This is a genomic window from Vreelandella arcis, from assembly GCF_900103865.1.
In the GTDB taxonomy this organism is placed as follows: domain Bacteria; phylum Pseudomonadota; class Gammaproteobacteria; order Pseudomonadales; family Halomonadaceae; genus Vreelandella; species Vreelandella arcis.
The window spans coordinates 36,408-51,485 of record NZ_FNII01000006.1 but is presented as its reverse complement, the minus strand read 5'-3'; the positions used below and the strand labels follow the sequence as shown (position 1 = coordinate 51,485).

At 53.1% G+C, this 15,078-nt stretch carries 14 protein-coding genes; 5 read left to right on the top strand and 9 right to left on the bottom strand.

The annotated features are described in order from the left end of the window. Positions 1-31: 31 nt before the first annotated feature. Genes BLR97_RS08490 through BLR97_RS08480 form a run of 3 tightly spaced genes read right to left on the bottom strand, consistent with a single transcriptional unit; the run spans position 32 to position 3,617 of the window. Complete coding sequence (locus BLR97_RS08490; protein ID WP_244511267.1) at positions 32-1,297, bottom strand: CaiB/BaiF CoA transferase family protein; 1,266 nt, start codon at positions 1,295-1,297, stop codon at positions 32-34. Next, positions 1,297-2,826: a 3-hydroxyacyl-CoA dehydrogenase gene (locus BLR97_RS08485; protein ID WP_089704908.1), complete on the bottom strand. Its 1,530-nt coding sequence runs from the start codon at positions 2,824-2,826 to the stop codon at positions 1,297-1,299. The genes BLR97_RS08490 and BLR97_RS08485 overlap by 1 nt, the downstream gene beginning before the upstream one ends. Next, positions 2,826-3,617 carry an enoyl-CoA hydratase gene (locus tag BLR97_RS08480; RefSeq protein WP_089704904.1) on the bottom strand — a complete coding sequence of 264 codons (792 nt, stop codon included), beginning with the start codon at positions 3,615-3,617 and terminating at the stop codon, positions 2,826-2,828. The genes BLR97_RS08485 and BLR97_RS08480 overlap by 1 nt, the downstream gene beginning before the upstream one ends. A gap of 276 nt (positions 3,618-3,893) precedes the next feature. Here BLR97_RS08480 and BLR97_RS08475 point away from each other — a divergent pair, with 276 nt between their 5' ends. Both BLR97_RS08475 and BLR97_RS08470 read left to right on the top strand, forming a co-directional pair. Then, entirely contained in the window at positions 3,894-4,715 is an 822-nt protein-coding gene (locus BLR97_RS08475) for an IclR family transcriptional regulator (protein ID WP_211605074.1), read from the top strand. 51 nt (positions 4,716-4,766) lie between these two features. Continuing rightward, entirely contained in the window at positions 4,767-5,918 is a 1,152-nt protein-coding gene (locus BLR97_RS08470) for an acyl-CoA dehydrogenase family protein (RefSeq protein WP_089704902.1), read from the top strand. A 115-nt stretch (positions 5,919-6,033) separates the two neighbouring features. Here BLR97_RS08470 and BLR97_RS08465 read toward each other — a convergent pair whose 3' ends face one another. The 6 genes from BLR97_RS08465 to BLR97_RS08440 form a co-directional block, all read right to left on the bottom strand. After that, positions 6,034-7,326, bottom strand: coding sequence for a hypothetical protein (locus BLR97_RS08465; RefSeq protein WP_244511266.1), 1,293 nt, complete (start codon positions 7,324-7,326; stop codon positions 6,034-6,036). A 240-nt stretch (positions 7,327-7,566) separates the two neighbouring features. Beyond that, complete coding sequence (locus BLR97_RS08460) at positions 7,567-9,075, bottom strand: tripartite tricarboxylate transporter permease (RefSeq protein ID WP_089704899.1); 1,509 nt, start codon at positions 9,073-9,075, stop codon at positions 7,567-7,569. A 32-nt stretch (positions 9,076-9,107) separates the two neighbouring features. Then, positions 9,108-9,608, bottom strand: a complete 501-nt coding sequence (locus BLR97_RS08455) for a tripartite tricarboxylate transporter TctB family protein (protein WP_089704896.1) — start codon at positions 9,606-9,608, stop codon at positions 9,108-9,110. A 95-nt stretch (positions 9,609-9,703) separates the two neighbouring features. Beyond that, a complete protein-coding gene (locus BLR97_RS08450) occupies positions 9,704-10,693 on the bottom strand; it encodes a Bug family tripartite tricarboxylate transporter substrate binding protein (RefSeq protein ID WP_089704893.1) in 990 nt (329 codons plus the stop codon). Positions 10,694-10,929: 236 nt separating this feature from the next. Beyond that, positions 10,930-11,958: a cyclase family protein gene (locus BLR97_RS08445; protein WP_089704890.1), complete on the bottom strand. Its 1,029-nt coding sequence runs from the start codon at positions 11,956-11,958 to the stop codon at positions 10,930-10,932. Beyond that, positions 11,955-12,860: a 3-hydroxyacyl-CoA dehydrogenase NAD-binding domain-containing protein gene (locus tag BLR97_RS08440; protein ID WP_089704885.1), complete on the bottom strand. Its 906-nt coding sequence runs from the start codon at positions 12,858-12,860 to the stop codon at positions 11,955-11,957. Before BLR97_RS08440 ends, BLR97_RS08445 begins: the two co-directional genes overlap by 4 nt. A gap of 169 nt (positions 12,861-13,029) precedes the next feature. On the opposite strand from BLR97_RS08440, the gene BLR97_RS08435 reads away from it, so the two are divergent. The 3 genes from BLR97_RS08435 to catC are packed head-to-tail and all read left to right on the top strand — an operon-like array spanning position 13,030 to position 15,020. Beyond that, positions 13,030-14,364, top strand: coding sequence for a short-chain fatty acid transporter (locus BLR97_RS08435; protein WP_089704881.1), 1,335 nt, complete (start codon positions 13,030-13,032; stop codon positions 14,362-14,364). Positions 14,365-14,390: 26 nt separating this feature from the next. Then, positions 14,391-14,687 carry a YciI family protein gene (locus tag BLR97_RS08430; protein ID WP_089704878.1) on the top strand — a complete coding sequence of 99 codons (297 nt, stop codon included), beginning with the start codon at positions 14,391-14,393 and terminating at the stop codon, positions 14,685-14,687. A 42-nt stretch (positions 14,688-14,729) separates the two neighbouring features. Next, positions 14,730-15,020, top strand: a complete 291-nt coding sequence (gene catC / locus BLR97_RS08425; RefSeq protein WP_089704875.1) for a muconolactone Delta-isomerase — start codon at positions 14,730-14,732, stop codon at positions 15,018-15,020. The last annotated feature ends 58 nt before the right edge of the window (positions 15,021-15,078 follow it).

Below are 15,078 nucleotides of genomic sequence, written 5' to 3'. Positions count from 1 at the left end.
GAGATCCTTAGTGATATACATAAAAAATGGATTAACCGACGACGCCGTCACTTTTAAACTGCAACAGTTGCTCTGGTGAAAGGCCTAGGTATTCAGTAAGCACATCATTGGTATCCTGCCCTAGCAGTGGTGCTGGCCTTTTATACTCTACTGGCGTATCAGAAAGATTAATTGGGCTCCCAACCATCTTGAAGTCAGGATTCATGGCGTGGGGGATGTTGACTAACATGCCACGAGCATCCACTTGAGGCTCCGCTAACGCTTCAGCAATGTTATTGATTAGCCCGACGGGCACATTGACCTTACTTATCCTCTTCACCCAGGCATCCGCTGTATCGCGTTTGAAATGCTCCGAAAGAATCCGGGTAATCGCCTCCCTGTTCCTGACGCGATCTTCATTCTTTGAAAACCGGGGATCAGCAGACAACTCAGGCAGCTCTATAGCATTGCACAATGCGGCAAACTGAGAATCGTTGCCACAGGCAATAATGAAGTCCTTATCACTAGCATGGAAGGAGTTGTAAGGCACGATATTGGCATGCGCATTACCGTAGCGACCAGGTGATACGCCCGTGCTTAGGTAGTTTTGGGTCTGATTCCCCAACGCAGCCAGCTGTACATCCAGTAATGCCATATCACAATGTTGGCCACGCCCTGTTTTTTCGCGAGCCAGTAGCGCTGCCTGTATAGCAATAACTGAGTACAGGCCCGTCATCACATCGGTCACCGCCACGCCCACTTTCTGCGGGCCACCACCCTGAACACCATCACGTTCACCGGTGATGCTCATCAGCCCGCCCATACCCTGAATAATAAAATCATAGCCAGGTTCCTGCGCACGAGGCCCCGTCTGACCAAACCCAGTAATGGAGCAATAGACCAATCTTGGATTAAGGCTTGAAAGTGACTCGTAATCCAGACCGTATTTCTTTAAAGAGCCTGCTTTGAAGTTCTCTATCAGCACGTCGCTCTCGGCAGCCAGCGCACGAACAATTTCCTGACCTTTCTCAGTCGCAATATCGACAGCCACCGAGCGTTTATTGCGATTGGAAGACTGATAGTAAGAGGTTTCTTGAGTATTTTTACCGTCAGCAGTCTTCATGTAGGGAGGCCCCCAGGCACGAGTATCATCCCCACGCCCAATACGCTCCACCTTAACAACATCCGCACCCAGATCCGCTAGCACTTGGCTGCCCCAGGGACCCGCCAGCACCCGGCTTAAGTCCAGCACACGAACTCCCGTTAGCGCTCCCATGACACCCCCCTCTTTTGAACCAACATCATGAATCTCCGACATCACCGAGCACCCGATGATGGATGCAACAGAGATACGCCAAGCGTGGCACGACGACGCAACCATGGGCTTGGCCGATAGCGTGGATCACCCGTCAATGCGTGGATGCGCATGAGTATGCCAAGCAACCGTTTCGGCCCCAGGGCATCTCCCCACGCCAGCGGCCCCTGGGGGTAGTTGAGCCCTAGTCTGACGGCATTATCGATATCGGTAGGCGTAGCAATCTCACGCTGGGCAATATCGCAGGCCAAGTTAACCACTGCGGCAAGTACCCGCTGAGAGACAAATCCCACGCTGTCACGGATCACCGTTACGCAGGTACCGTCTGATGCCAATAACGCATGCGCTGCGTCGCGCATTTCATCCCGGGTGACCGGCGTCACCATCAGCGTACGATGACGCTCAAGGCCCATCAGCGCATCAAGGCAAAGCGTGCGCTCTGGGTCGGTACCGAAGTACGCACTCGCACTCACTGCATCATCACCAAAGGGCAGCAATAAGCAGAGCGCTTCTTCCGAGGGTGAATCCGTCTGCTCGACTCGTCCGCCAAGCGACGCTAACAATGACACCACATGCGTGTGCAGGTCGGCATCTTCGCATCCCACCCAGACAGGCGGTAGTTCAGTGATGTCAGGCACTAGCTGTGGCGTCGGCACATCAACCTTTTGCCCTTTTTCATAGCGATAAAAGCCAACCCCGGTCTTGCGGCCCAAGCGGTTACCTTTCAACATCTGCCGGGATATATAAGACGGACGGTAACGAGGATCGTGATAGAACTGCGTGAATATCGCCTCCATCGCAGGATGCGACACATCCAGGCCCGTTAGATCAAAAAGCTCAAGCGGCCCCATCCGGAATCCAGCCTCTTCGCGAAGAATCCGGTCGATATCCTCAGTAGGCGCTACTCGCTCCTCAAGGATTTTCAAACCTTCTGTACTGTAGGCACGTCCCGCGTGGTTGACAATGAAGCCAGGGGTGTCCTGAGCGCGCACGCCAGTATGGCCGAGTCGGCTTGCCAGCTTAAGCAACTTATCGACGACAATTTCATCCGTATCGATGCCCCCGATCACCTCAATAACTTTCATCAACGGCACGGGATTGAAGAAGTGACAACCTGCCACACGATCAGGGCAATTCAAGCCAGCGGCAATCGATGTAACAGAAAGTGAAGAGGTGTTAGTTGCCAGAATGCAATCTCGGGCAACAATTGCTTCCAAGTCAGCGAATAGCGCTTGCTTGATTCCCAGATCCTCAACAATTGCCTCGATGACCACGTCGCAATCTGCCAAGGCCGGCAAAGACTCGACGACAGAAAGATGAGACATCGCAACCTCAGCCGATTCGCGAGATATCTTCTCCTTACCCACGAGTTTGTCGAACGTTGCCTTTAGGCCATCACGAGCCTTTTGGGCCGCACCTTCATTCTTGTCAAACAGCACAACATTCAAGCCAGCCTGGGCAGCAATTTGGGCGATACCCGCTCCCATCACGCCGGTTCCGACAATTCCCAGCCGGTTCACGTCTAACGACATTACGACGCTCCTCGATAGTTCGGTTTGCGCTTCTCGACAAAAGCAGCGGCCCCTTCTTTCTGATCCGCCGTGTCAAAAAGCATCTGGAAGGCTTTCCGTTCAAGAACCAAAGCACTCTCTAACGGCAGATCGGCACCCGCGAGGACTGTCTCCTTGATGTGCTCTAGCGCCAGTGCTGGTAAACGCGCAATGTCTTTAGCCAATGTATTGGCACGCTCCAATGTCTGATCGTCGGCCACCACCTCGCTCACCAAGCCCATGCCCAACGCCTCATGGGCTGGCACCATGCAGCCGGTCATCAACATGCGCATGGCCTGAAATTTGCCAACGGCTCGAACCAACCGTTGCGTCCCGCCAGCGCCAGGCATCAAGCCAAGTTTGACTTCTGGCTGCCCAAACTGAGCAGACTCCCCAGCAACGATGATGTCGCAGTGCATGGCAAGCTCACAGCCACCGCCTAAAGCGAATCCGTTGACCGCTGCTATGACTGGCTTAGAACAGTTAGCGATTGGCTCCCAAAAGCGCTCGTTGTGTCGCAAATGCATGTCAGTCGGAGACGCAGTGGCAAATTCCTTCACGTCAGCACCGGCTACAAACATCTGCTCGCCTCCGGTTAGCACGATGGCCCTAACCTCGTCATCCTGGGTTAAAGATAAAAACATCTCGGCGAGCTGACACCGAACAGCGCCATTGAGGGCGTTCTTGGCACCTGGGCGATCTATTCGAACCACCGCCACTCCATTATCAAGCGAAGCAAGATAGACCTCAGCGGGCGGTTGCTTGTCCGTCATATAAACCTCATCATTTATGTCTGCATTGCGAACATTTGTTTTGCTAATGGGTTATTTTTACACAGCTTAGAGAACGGCTGTCAATCAGGCCAAATACGATTCAAGTTAAAACCTATTTTAATCATGTATTTACTCTAAAAATTGTTTTTGGAAAGTTGCATAACATATAAAAACTAAACGTCTGCAATGCGAACATTTAGTCTGCATACTTGACATATCTTCGTGAGGAATCGCAAAATCGGTTCATTAAGCAAACCACGAGCGGAGCATAACTCGGTGAAGACAACAGACAGTCAGGGTGACTATCAGATCGTGGTGGACCCCATGAACACAGCAGGCGAGCAGGAGGAGGATCGGCAGTTTGTGACGGCGCTGGCCAGAGGACTTGAGCTATTACGCTGCTTTACGCCGAGCGAAAACGCTCTAAGCAATCTCGACCTAGCGAAGAAGTCGGGCCTGCCGCGCCCTACCGTCAGCAGGCTTACCCACACGCTAGCTCGACTGGGCTATCTGCGTCCTTTGCAACGTGGGAAATACCAGTTGGATGTGGGCGTCATGGCCTTTGGCTATTCGATGATATCTAACCTGCCCATTCGTGCGATTGCCCAACCCTTGATGGTGAACCTTGCTAACGAGGTCGGTGCAACAGTGGCCATGTCCGCTCGCGACCGATTGGACATGGTTTATCTCGATGTGGTCCAGAGTGCTCTTCGCTCTACCATCCGTCGTCAGATCGGTACACGCCTACCCATCCACCAGAGTTCAGCGGGGCGGGCGTGTCTCGCTGCCATGTCTACTCAGGAGTCTGATGTGCTGATGGATCATCTGCGGAACTCGCACCCTACAGAGTGGCCAGTTATCCGAAGATCATTAGAGCGTGCTTTTCGAGACTACGCTGATCACGGGTATTGCCTATCGATTGGTGAATGGCAACGCAAGGTTAATGCCGTTGCAGTGCCCCTCCATCATCCCCAGCTGGGAATCCTCGCGTTCAATTGTGGCGGCCCCGAATTCCAGATATCACGCGAAAAACTAGAAGAGTCTATCGGGCCGCAACTGGTGCAACTGGTCAACGATATACAGACCCAAATCTCATAAGCCATACGACATTTCGACATTTCGACATTCAAATTCTTAAGAGGCGCGCACATGATTCGTGATCAGGAAACCATGCAGATCCTGCTCGACTCCATCCGCAGTTTTGTTAACGAAGAGCTTATTCCGCGTGAAGAAGAAGTAGCTGAAAGTGATGACATCCCAGAGGATATCGTTACACAGATGCGCGATATGGGGCTGTTTGGCCTCACCATCCCCGAGGAGTTCGGAGGACTTGGTGTGACTATGGAAGAAGAAGTTAATATCGCTTTCGAGCTTGGACGGACATCTCCCGCCTTCCGTTCTTACATCGGCACTAACAACGGTATTGGCTCAATCGGTATTTTGGTCGACGGCACCGATGAGCAGAAGACCAACTATCTCCCTCGGCTAGCCAGTGGCGATATCCTAAGTTCTTTCTGTCTAACCGAACCTGACTCAGGTTCGGATGCGGCGTCACTGCGCACAACGGCGGTGAAAGATGGCAATGACTACTTGATAAACGGTACCAAGCGCTACATCACCAATGCGCCGCACGCTGGTATTTTCACCGTCATGGCTCGCACGAACGTCGAGATAAAGGGTGCGAAGGGCATCAGCGCTTTCATCGTAGAAGCAAATACCCCTGGCATTACCATCGGTAAGCGCGATAAGAAGATGGGCCAAAAAGGCGCTCATACTGCGGATGTCATCTTCGATAATGTGCGAGTACCGGCCAACGCCCTGATTGGCGAGCAAGAAGGCGTGGGATTCAAGACCGCCATGAAGGTTCTGGACAAGGGTCGCCTGCACATTGCCGCTATTGCTGTCGGTGCCGCTGAGCGAATACTAGATGACTCCCTGCGCTTCGCCATGGAGCGCAAGCAATTTGGCACCCCCATTGCCGAGTTCCAGCTGATTCAGGGCATGCTGGCCGATTCCAAGGCCGAGATTTATGCTGCACGCTGCATGGTACTCGATGCTGCTCGCAAGCGGGATGATGGCCAGAACGTCAGTACTGAGGCCTCTTGTGCCAAAATGTTCGCTACGGAAATGTGTAGCCGTGTGGCCGACCGAGGCGTTCAGATTCATGGCGGCGCTGGCTATATCAGCGAATATGCCGTTGAGCGGTTTTACCGTGATGTGCGCCTGTTCCGGCTATATGAAGGAACTACTCAAATTCAACAAGTGATCATTTCGCGTAACATGATCCGCAACGCCCAGTAATAAGCACCACACAGCTTGCATTACTTCTGCCGACGCCCCTTGCCGGTCCGCTAAACTATCTGGCAAGGACTTACTCACATACAGAGTTTGGAACTAGCGAAGTACTTGCCCGCTCTCAGCTTGCTAACCGGAAGAGAACGGCGGCCATCACCAACGATGCCGCCAGAAATGCGCCATTCCAGCGCAGGCCAATCTGCCCAGCCGTCATCCCTGTGAAACGTGACATTATCATCATCGCTGCCGTGAACGGCGATGACACCATTGTCAACGACCAGCCCGATAGCATCGCTGCCGCCAGCAATGGCAAAGACACGCTTTCTAGCCCCACTTGAGCAACCATGCTGGTCAAGAAGGTCACGCTGATAATCGGATTAACGCCTACCTGGGCAAGAATGACGATTAACAAGAGCACTACTGCTGGCAACCAGTTACCAAGATCGACAAGCAAGGATGCCACCCCGCCAAGTTGTGCAGGATCAAGCAGCGCAACGCTGAGATAGCCGAGGTAGGCCCCCGAGCCCAGCGCCACTATCTCATTGCCAATTCCACTCAACACATCAGGCAATCGACGGGCTAGCATGACAGTAGCTGGCCCTACGCCCGCATAGCTAATGCCTCGACACTGCCAAGCTAGCCAAATCCAAGCTCCCAACGGAACACCAATCACAACCGCCTGAGGCAGCCTAAGCGAGAGCACTGTTGCAAGCGCAAAAACCAACATCACTAACGTAAGCAGCAGCAAGCTAAAAGCTGCCAGCGGCATGAGTGACGGCCGTTCGATTATCGACCCTCGCGCTTTTGGGGAAGGACCTGCGACATGATCACAGGCCCAACCCAGCAGAAATAGAATGATTGCCGACAGAAATACGTAGGGAAAGAGTTCACCCCACGTTAGCGTTTCAAGATTAGCCAAAACGACCGCGACACCGATACCTAACGGTGAAACCAGCGGCGCCAGGGTGAAACCGCGCAAGGTTGCAAGAAGCATGCGTCGGCGACGTACCTCTTGCAGCCATACTCTACCTTGTGCCGAGCCGAGGGTATTGGACTTGTCGATCATCGACATGAACAAATTCAACACGCCGAAGTTGAGCACGATTCCGAAAAGGGTGGAGCCCAACGCGAGAATCGGATAACGCCAGGTGGGTGGCTGCAACAGTAGGCTATGACCGCAGCGACGAATGAGTTTTGAACGGTAAGCTGGCAGGCGAAGCACCGCAAGTGCCGTCATGAACGCAGCCAGGAATACAAAGCCTTCTGCAGCCTCATGAAGCACAGCCCAAGGTGCAGGAAGCCTCCATAGCGCAAAGAACGAAACGGCGACACAGGCCAAGGCCAGCATGCGAGCCATCGAGCTGAAGCGCGGCCAGCCAAGCATTAAAAAACCAACCAGCAGGAGTTGAGCCAAGCTTTCGGCCCACGTTGCGCCATTCAATAAATGCACTACAGCCAGGACGGCCACACCAACGAGCAAACGGCTACACCACGCCCTTGCAACTGGTTCATGTCTGCCGAGACCCATGGTTGATTCCACCTCCCCATTATAAGTCGAGCCGACCTCCATTAAGAGGTCGGCTCGATTTCCTTGAGCCTTAAGCCCAACCTGCGGACTTAAGGTAAGTCGTCACTTATAGCAAGACCCGCAGCTTCACACTCCCGCCTTTGTCTCATTCGCACTTTGTTTGGCTTTGTTCCGCGAAGAAATAAATCGATAAAGGGCCAGCGATATAGAGCCTACTGTTAGAGCAATGAAGAACCATGTGATCGGGCCCCGCACGAAAACCGACAGGTCGTTAGAACCGATCAACAATGAGCGACGCAGGTTGTCCTCGAACATCGGTCCCAAAATGAAGCCAATCAGGAAAGGTGCCGTCGGAATACCGGTACGATTAAACACATACCCCATAACGCCAAACGCCAACATCAACCATACATCGAAAGTGTTGTTATTAACTGCGTAAGCCCCATACACGCAAAACATCAACACGATCGGGAAAAGAATCGATTTGGGAATCTCCGCGATCAAGGAGAAGTAGCGGATTGCCGCATTACCCACGAACAGCAGGATCACCGAACTCATCATGATACCGAGGAACAGTGCATAGATCAGAGGCAGGTTTTCCTGAAACATGATAGGCCCCGGAGTCAATCCATGAACCATAAAGGCACCCAGGATGATGGCAGTGATCACATCGCCAGGAATGCCTAACGACAGGAGCGGGATCAACGTTGCGCCGGCTACACCGTTGTTACCTGCCTCGGAAGCGGCCACACCTTCTACTTCACCCTTACCAAAGCGCTCGGGGTGGGGGGAACGACGCTTCGCATCGCTATAGGAGATAAAAGCAGCCGCCGTAGCCCCTGTGCCCGGAATAGCACCGATCATTACACCGATCAAGCTGCCTCGAATGATGCTTGTGAGGCTGCCTTTTAGCTCGCTGAATGAAATGCCAGCACCACTCGCTTTGGCACGTAGATGCGGAACCACCTTTTTGCGATAAAACTCGATAATCTCGGGTATTGCAAAAAGACCGATCAATAGCGGAATAAACGAGATGCTATCCATCAAGTTATAGTTGCCAAAGGTTAACCGCTGCGAGCCAAACACTGAGTCCAGCCCTACCAGCGAAAGCAGTATACCGAGAAGAGCCGCTATCAGCCCCTTGATCATTGAGCCACTGGCAAGCGAGATGATGATGGTCAAAGAAAAGCAGATCAGCCAGAAGAACTCTGGCGCGCCGAAGTTAAGGGCAATCTTAGCGAGATAAGCAGCGAAAAAGATCAGCGCAATATTAGAGATGAAATCCGCGATCACCGAGGAGTACAGCGCCATCTTAAGCGCCTTTTTCGCCTCTCCCTGCTGCGCCATCGGATAGCCATCCAATAGCGTACAGGCCGAAGCAGGCGAGCCGGGCGTTCGGATCAAAATAGCGGTAATCGAGCCGCCATACATGCCGCCCTTATAAATACCTATCAATAACAGTATGGCCGCCACCGGCTCCATAGAAAAAGTAAAAGGTAGTGCCAATGCCACCGCCATGGTGGCCGTAAGGCCCGGTATGGAGCCGACAGTCACGCCAACTATCACCCCCACCGCTATGGCCAAGAAATTCTCTGGAGCCAAAAATAGCTGCAGTACTTCTGTAATGGTTTCCATAAGTCACCAGATCTTGAAAGATGGCCGCCGGGTTAAAACGGCAACAGAGGCAGCGGGACGTTCATGACCTCGGTAAACAATAGTGTTATGCCTACGGGGAAGACGATAGCTAGGCCATAGACCCACAAAGTACGCACCGGGTGAGCAACGAACAGCATAAAGGTGGCAAGGATACCGCTGATGATCGCGCCCAACATTTCAAATAAGCCAGCATATACAACCAGCGCTGACACCATCAGAAAAAAGCGCAACCATGGGCCCCGTTCGAAGCGACGCCCAGTATCCTCATTATCATCGGCAACTAGCACACCCTGGACGATCATCAGCAGAGAGAACATCAGTAGCAACCAGCCCACGATGTTTGGCAGCCAACGTGGAGACATCATAGGGCTTTGCATAACAGGTGGCTGACCGATGTAATTCGGGATTAAGAAGTACAGCAAAAGCAGGGCGAACCCCAGCAATATAACCCCAGCGATCACATCCCACGGATCCTTGATCAGCGCGCCAGAATTAGAGTGAGACTTCGTCATCGGGGATACCCTCTCGACGTAAAAAGCTCCATAAGTAAATCAACTGAGGCGAGGGGCATACCCTCGCCTCGTCATGCCAATTATTCGAAATTGACTTACTCTTGACGAATACCGGCTTCAGCCGCCACCTCGTCCCAGCGGGCCACTTCATCAGCAATGAAGGCTTTGAACTCGTCACCCGCAAGAGTGCCTTTTTGTGCACCCAACTGATCTACAAAATCAGTAAACTCTTCGCGCTCCATCACTTCCTGCAGCGCTTCCTGCATGACCACAACGGCTTCCTCAGGAAAAGTCTCATTAGCGATCAGGCCAAACCAAGCAGTGGTAGTGAACTGGTCAAGGTTATATTCACCGATTTCATTTAGGGTTGGCACGTCGGGCAAATACTCTGAACGCTCCGCGGACGTTACGGCCAGCGCTTTTAGATCGCCAGACTGAATGTGTGAGTACACAGTAGGCATGTTCTCGAAAGAGACATCGACATCCCCACCCAACAAGGCAGGCAGAGCTGCACCGCTTCCTGAGAAAGGCACTGCGGTCATATTGGTCTCGGTCAGCGTCTTGAATAGCTCACCTGACATATGAATGGAACTGCCCACACCACTGTGGCTAAAGGTCATGTTTTCTTCTTTAGCCGCCTCGACGAATTCCGATACGTTATCGTATGGGCTGTCAGCCGGAACCACCATCACATTAGGGATATCGATCATGTTCTGAATGAAAACAAAATCTTCGACGGGATCGTACGCAAGGTTAGGGTATATGGCAGCCCCGATAGTGTGGCCTGGCGAAGCCATCAGAATCGTATGATCATTGCCTCGACCGCCTCGAGCTAAACGACCCGTCGCGACAGTAGAGCCAGCACCAGGGCGATTTTCAACCACAACATTGGTATCGAGCTCATCCTGAAGCAGATCAGCCACACTGCGTGACAGAACGTCAGTGGTACCACCCGGAGCATAAGGAACGACAAGACGCACATCGTCAGTAGGCCATTCCTGTGCCTGGGCACTAGATACGGAAAGCGAGAGCGCAATCGCACCGCCGCAGGTGGCTATTCCTAGGACATTGAGCAGCTTATTCATAATTACCCCTGATCTATTAATTGTTTGCTATGCGTACATTTATTCGCATTACAATCGTAGGTTACTTTGAAAGGGCAAAAGCCAGATATCCAACTTTAGTTTTACACCGAGGTTTTTTCTTTGAGCACTAACTAATGCCCCCGAAACTGGTTGGTCATAACCACTTCATGGAAGAGGGTTTTTAAGATAGAAGTTTACGTTTACCGAGCTCATAACCGCTTGTCACTGATCAGCGCCTATACGGTTGCCACCGGCGTAACCGGTGAGCCAATCGCACCCGGCAGGCGTAGAGGCGGCGCCGTTAGTAAGAACCGATTACGCCCTCGACTATGAAGCCAAACCGCCAGATCCTTCAGGTACCAGAGTTCAGCCAGGGGCAAACCTAGTTTGAATAGGCAATGGTGATGCAACGGAAGTTTGGAGCAACAGTCCGGTTCCAATTCGCGGTCAAGGTTCTCCACCGCGTAGTTATCAGCACAAATCGCCGCAATGCCGCTTGAGGTAATCCACTCCAATAGCGCCTGATCAGTACCATCAAGTACTGCGCCAGTGCTTTTCAGAACATCCGGCTGGGGCGTCCCCTTCATGTCTAGCAATGCTTCGGCAAACCCTGTGCGCACTACCAGCATATCGCCTTGCTCCACCACTACGTTCTGCTGTTCCAGCGCCTCCAGCAGCTCTCTGTACCCTACCAGCGTTCTTCCCGAACCGAAGGCTCGCACCAGATCCACTAAAACAGCCCGACCCTGCATGCCATGTGCGGCCAGTGTTTCGATGCCGAGACGTCTGGCATAAGAATCATGACGCTGAGAAGGCTCACCGCTTAAATCAAGCACATCCTGCGCCGCCATATAGCCATTGTAATAGCGACGCTCAGGCGTGCCGTCATCATCACCATCGAAAAGGGCGCCTACATGAGCCAAGGAGTCCCACTGAGTGGAGTACTGCAACGATAGCTGGACTTGGTCGTCACTGATGACGTCGTTCAGCTTGGGACTATGAGTGGACAGGGGAAAGTTGATGTACTGGTCTTCATCGAGCGCCGTCGGGGTCAATGTCGGTGGCGAACGGCGAGGGTTCAGTACTTTCCCACCCGGGATATCCAGGGGCAAAGACAAGCAGAACGTTACCCCCTCCTGGACTTCCTTGACGCCTTTGAGCACTTGCTCTGTCCCAATCAAATTGACACGCCCCAATTGGTCATTGGATCCGTAATCGCCCCAATTGCTCCCCTCGGGACGTTTCTTCCAGCGCGGCTGATTCATGATTCGCCTCCATTTGAGCCTTGCGCAGCGAGTTCAATGATACGCTGCAGCTTGTTCCGCTCTTGAGCCTGGTGACGCGCAAGCGACTCTTCGCCCCAGCGGTAAAAGCCTCGCCCCACCTTGGCTCCCAGACGCCCCTCAGCAACATACTCTTCGAGAAGAGCTGAAGGCTGCTGACGTGCATCGAGATCTGGATAGAGATATCGGGCAATATTCAGATGTGTGTCTAGCCCATTAAGATCGCGCTGACACAAGGGGCCATTCAACGCCATGCGCACGCCGATGGAGTACTGCACGATGTCATCCAGCGCCTCAGCCTCTACCACTCCCTTTTCCAGCAGGGAAAGGCATTCACGCATGACCGCATGCTGGATCCGGTTGGCCACGAAGCCGGGCACGCAAGTTTTCAGCACCGCTGGCCGTTTTCCCAACCGCGTTAACCAACCGCAAGCCTTTTGCACTGTTTCAGCCTCAGTGTGGCTACCAGGAACGACTTCCACAGTGGGCACAATGTCCGCGGGGTTAAAGAAATGAGTCCCCACGAATCGTTGCGGGGCTTGCAGGGCGCTTCCTATTTCGTCGATCGGTATTCCCGACGTATTGGTCATGATGATAGTGGCGTCATTCACGTTGGCTTCGATTTGCGCCACGACCTTCTGTTTGACATCGACATTTTCGGTCACGCTCTCGATGACGAAATCAGGGACTTCCGCCATCTTCAAATCCGTGGCGAAGCACGTCATAGCCGCATGGGGTCCTAAACGCTGACGGCTGGCTTCCAGAACTTTCGGATTGGTATCCACAACGGTGACCTTGACGCCATTCAGCGCCATCAACTTGGCCAGTGTGGTGCCCATGGTGCCAGCACCCACCACGACAGCTCGCAAAGAGTCTTGTTGCATCAGCTCTCTCCCTTCGCCTGAAATGGCGACTTATCTCAAGCGGCATAGACAAATGTCGCATTGAACAAAATGATTCGCAGGTTAAATATAAGAGAATAAACGAACTTGTGTACGCTATGCGCACACAATAGACCATGATAAACACACCTACAATAAGAGGCCTCTTCCTATGAATGCGCTGGCAAATTTCTTCACCAGGCTCGTTAATCGGTACATGCCAGACCCCCTAGTCATTGCTATCCTCCTGACCGTACTTACTATGCTGCTGGCGGTGCTCATGCAAGGCACTAGCCCACTGAATGCGGTGCGTTACTGGGGCGACGGCTTCTGGGATTTGCTGGCCTTCAGCATGCAGATGACGGTCATCCTTCTGGCAGGCTATATCCTCGCCAAGACGCCTTTGGTGGATGGTGCTCTCAACCGTCTCGCCGCACGCGTCAAGACACCGTTCATGGCGATTGTCGTCGCCACCTTGGTTGGCGGCATTGGCAGCTGGTTAAACTGGGGCTTCGGCTTGGTAATAGGCGGCATCGTTGCTCAGAAGCTGGCGCTCAACGTAAAAGGCTTACACTACCCCCTTGTAATCGCCGCGGCGTACTCGGGCTTCGCCCTTTATGGCATCGGCCTGTCCGGTAGCGTCCCGCTGCTGATCGCCACTGAGGGACATTTTCTTCAAGATGCCATCGGCCTGATTCCATTAAGCGAAACGATTTTCTCGCCCATTCTCTTAATCACCAGCGCTCTGATTCTGCTCACATTGCCTTTCTTCAATGCTTGGCTACACCCCAAGCTGGATAAGGATATCGTGGAAATCGACCCAAGCAGTGTCGCAAAACCTTCTGCAGCACCCTTACCCGGAGACAAGAAAGTCACCATTGCAGAGCGCTTGAATCGCAGCCGGGCGGTAGGTATCGGCATCGGTTTGCTGGGCATGCTGTATATAGCGCTGTACGCAGTCGACGGCGGCTCGCTGAACCTCAACACGGTCAACTTTGCCTTTCTATTCCTAGGGATACTCCTTTTTGCATCACCAGCCAACTACTTGGCCGCACTGGCTGACGGGATCCGTATCGTCTCGGGTATCATCGTGCAATACCCCTTCTACGCCGGGATCATGGGAATTCTGGTGAGCTCAGGCCTGGTGGTTTCGTTTGCTAATACATTCGTTGATATCTCCAGTGCACAAACCTTGCCTATCTGGTCGTTCATCAGCGGCGCTATCATCAACCTGCTGGCACCATCCGGTGGCGGTCAGTGGGCGGTTCAGGGTCCGGTCATGGTGCAAGCCGCCACAGAAATTGGCGCTTCTCAAGCGGCCACAGCGCTCGCGGTGCAGATTGGCGACCAGTGGAGCAACATGATCCAGCCATTCTGGATCCTCCCGGTGCTGGCCATTTCCGGCTTGAAGTTGCGCGATGTGATGGGCTACATGGTGTTGATCCTGATCTACCTGGGAATCATCTACGGTAGCGCCATGCTTATTTGGGGCTACCTCGGCGCTTAACCACGTTTATTAACAGAGGTTTGCAAATGCCTTTTTTGATCGAGACCTTCGACAAGCCCGACCTCCAGGCCCTGCGCCTGGAGGTACGTCAACAACATCTAGATTACCTGAATGCCAACGTGGATATTCTGCTGGCCTGTGGGGCCAAGCTCTCCGATAACGGTGAAACGGCCTCAGGCGGCATCTACCTGCTCGACCTGGACAGCCGCGAGGAAGCAGAGCGCTTCATCAAGGGCGACCCATTCCACCAGGCGGCGCTATTCGACGAGGTCAAGATCGTGCGTTGGCGGCAGGCCTACCTGAACCGAAAGAACACCCTTTAGGGCAGGGACAATCTTGTCGCGACAATACATTGGAGGAAGACGATGTTGTTTCATGTAGAAATGGTAGTAAAGCTCCCGCCCGACATGCCGACAGAGCAAGTGGCTGACATCAAAGCAAGAGAGAAAGCCTACTCACAGGAGCTACAACGACAGGGTAAATGGCGCCATCTCTGGCGAGTCGCCGGCAGTTACGCCAACGTCAGCATCTTCGACGTCAATGACAACGACGAACTGCAAGAAATCATCAGCGGCTTACCCCTGTTTCCCTACATGGATATCCAGGTAAAGCCGCTATGCCGCCATCCCTCGTCAATACGTGAGGACGACTCATAACCAAAGCCTCATCGCCTCGCTGATCTGTCAGCGAGGCTGCCGTGCCTGCCACCTTCAT

What these genes read in the sequence shown, in the direction of transcription:
- BLR97_RS08490 (WP_244511267.1), bottom strand. Translation starts at nt 1,297, where the DNA reads ATGTCGGAGATTCATGATGTTGGTTCAAAAGAGGGGGGTGTCATGGGA.
- BLR97_RS08485 (WP_089704908.1), bottom strand. Translation starts at nt 2,826, where the DNA reads ATGTCGTTAGACGTGAACCGGCTGGGAATTGTCGGAACCGGCGTGATG.
- BLR97_RS08480 (WP_089704904.1), bottom strand. Translation starts at nt 3,617, where the DNA reads ATGACGGACAAGCAACCGCCCGCTGAGGTCTATCTTGCTTCGCTTGAT.
- BLR97_RS08470 (WP_089704902.1), top strand. Translation starts at nt 4,767, where the DNA reads ATGATTCGTGATCAGGAAACCATGCAGATCCTGCTCGACTCCATCCGC.
- BLR97_RS08460 (WP_089704899.1), bottom strand. Translation starts at nt 9,075, where the DNA reads ATGGAAACCATTACAGAAGTACTGCAGCTATTTTTGGCTCCAGAGAAT.
- BLR97_RS08455 (WP_089704896.1), bottom strand. Translation starts at nt 9,608, where the DNA reads ATGACGAAGTCTCACTCTAATTCTGGCGCGCTGATCAAGGATCCGTGG.
- BLR97_RS08450 (WP_089704893.1), bottom strand. Translation starts at nt 10,693, where the DNA reads ATGAATAAGCTGCTCAATGTCCTAGGAATAGCCACCTGCGGCGGTGCG.
- BLR97_RS08445 (WP_089704890.1), bottom strand. Translation starts at nt 11,958, where the DNA reads ATGAATCAGCCGCGCTGGAAGAAACGTCCCGAGGGGAGCAATTGGGGC.
- BLR97_RS08440 (WP_089704885.1), bottom strand. Translation starts at nt 12,860, where the DNA reads ATGCAACAAGACTCTTTGCGAGCTGTCGTGGTGGGTGCTGGCACCATG.
- BLR97_RS08435 (WP_089704881.1), top strand. Translation starts at nt 13,030, where the DNA reads ATGAATGCGCTGGCAAATTTCTTCACCAGGCTCGTTAATCGGTACATG.
- BLR97_RS08430 (WP_089704878.1), top strand. Translation starts at nt 14,391, where the DNA reads ATGCCTTTTTTGATCGAGACCTTCGACAAGCCCGACCTCCAGGCCCTG.
- catC (WP_089704875.1), top strand. Translation starts at nt 14,730, where the DNA reads ATGTTGTTTCATGTAGAAATGGTAGTAAAGCTCCCGCCCGACATGCCG.